The 1,966-nt window shown below is 75.8% G+C and carries 1 protein-coding gene and 1 pseudogene; both read right to left on the bottom strand.

Annotation, left to right across the window (positions count from 1 at the left end; all coding sequences use genetic code 11):
* Positions 1 to 101: 101 nt before the first annotated feature.
* A complete protein-coding gene (locus tag U9R90_RS35840) occupies positions 102 to 1,688 on the bottom strand; it encodes an NADH-ubiquinone oxidoreductase-F iron-sulfur binding region domain-containing protein (protein ID WP_411061652.1) in 1,587 nt (528 codons plus the stop codon).
* Positions 1,685 to 1,966: pseudogene (locus U9R90_RS35835) on the bottom strand (hypothetical protein); the annotation flags it as partial. The pseudogene U9R90_RS35835 and the gene U9R90_RS35840, both read right to left, overlap by 4 nt.

Below are 1,966 nucleotides of genomic sequence, written 5' to 3'. Positions count from 1 at the left end.
CCCCCCCACTCTTGTGTGTCCCGTCTTGTGCGTTCCGGTACGCCAGGTGTGAGTTCCGGTACGCCGGGTGTGGGGCCTGTCCTGTGGACAGGCCCCATGCCTCAACCCCGGCCGCTGTCCAGGGCTTTGCGGCCCGGAGCGCTGGGGAGCGCGGCGCGTGCGGGGCGGTCGGCCGCCGCACCCGTCCGCTCCAGGCGGAGCGCGAGTGCCGGGCAGCGGCGTACGGCCCGCTGGGCGACCCCGCGCAGGGCCAGCGGCACCGCGGCGTCCGCGACGGTCGGGAAGCCGTCGGGGCCCAGCTGGATCAGCTCGGGCACCACATCCGCGCACAGGCCGTGGCCCTGGCAGAGCGTCCAGTCGACCGCGAGCCGCTCGCCGCTCGGCGTTCCGGGGTCCTCCTGTCCGGGGCCCGGCAGCGGCAGCAGACCGCTGGTGCCGCGGCCGCAGCCGCCGCTCAGTACATGCGCGGCCAGATCGTCGGGGAACGCGCCGAGCGTGGAGGCGAGGAAGGTCGCCGAACCGTCGGGGTGCTTGCACGCGCCGCGCCCCCGCACCGCCCGGGTGATCTCGCGCAGCGCCTCCAGGGCGGCCGGGCCGCCGCCGTTCAGGACGTCGGCCAGGCCGTTCGCCGCGGCGGGCAGGCCGAGTCGGCAGGGGCCGCACTGGCCCGCGCTCTCGGCGGCCAGCCAGTTCGCCACCCGTAGCGCCTCGCCGAGCGGGCAGGTCCCGGTGCCGAGCGGCAGCACCGCACCGGCGCCCAGGGACCCGCCCAGCGCCTTCAGGGACGCGCGGGAGACCACGGCGTCGTGCGCGGCGGTCGCGGTCAGCCAGCTGCCGTGGTACCCGCCGGTCAGCACGCCCTGGGGGAGCGGCGGGGCACCGGCGAGCTGCAGGACGTAGCGCAGCGGCACCCCGGTGGGCACCTCGACGACCATAGGGCGGGACACATCGCCGGAGAGGGTGAGCAGGACGGTGCCGGGTTCGTCGAAGAGGCCGGTGCCGCGGTAGCGGGTGGGGCCGATCCGGGCGGCGACCGCGAGCTGGGCGAAGGTCTCGGCGTTGGACAGCAGGGTGGGCGCGCCGCCCACGCCCGATTCCGCGGCGCGTACCCGGCGTCCTGGCGGCAGCGCGGGTCCGCCGTCGGCGGAGCGGATCAGCGCCGAGGCCTCGCCGGTGACCATACGGGCGGGATTGCGCTGCACGCGCGCGCGGAGCGCGGAACCGCGCCGGTCGGACAGGCCGCGCTCGGCGAGTGCCGCGGTCATCGACGCCTCGGTGGAGTCCCGGGTCACCCCGATGATCAGCGTGCGGGCGCCCAGGGCCTCGGCGGCTAGCAGGGCGCCGTCCAGGATGAGGTGCGGGCCGCGGTTGATCAGCACCGTGTCCTTGCGGCAGGCGGGCTCGTCCTCGCTGCCGTTGACGACGACCACGGGACGTACGCCCCGCTTGATGGCCGCCTGGGCGACGGCCCGCAGTTTGGTGGCGAAGGGGAAGCCTGCACCGCCTCTGCCGCGCAGCGAGATCTCCTCGGAGAGTGCGGCGAGCCGCTCACCGCCCACCGGGTCCAGCGGGCCGTGGACCTTCAGGTGCATGGCGAGGTCCAGGCGTTCCACCAGGTCGAATCCCGAGGTCAGCTGGGGGAGTCCGACGACCCGTACCTCGGGGACGTCGGGCAGCGGTCCGGTCACCTCGGGCCTCCTGTCGGTGCGCTCCAGGGCTCACCGGCGCTCGGCGGCTGGAAGGGGGAAGGGAGCGGCTGGGTGATGTCCTCGCTGCTGTACGGGCCGTTGCCGTTCGGACCGCCGCCGTGGGGGGTGTCGTACACGTGAGTGGTGTCGTACAGGGGGGTGGCGGTGTCCTCGAAGCCCGTGGTGCTGGGCAGGACGGTCTCGTACGAGACGGTCGGCGGCGGGCCGGAGGGGCCGGCGGGCGGCTCCTCGTACGCGGCGCGGAAGGCCTCGGCGGG

Origin of the sequence: Streptomyces sp. E11-3, from assembly GCF_046540415.1 — a bacterium.
Lineage (GTDB): Bacteria > Actinomycetota > Actinomycetes > Streptomycetales > Streptomycetaceae > Streptomyces.
This window is presented reverse-complemented; position numbering and strand designations above follow the sequence as displayed.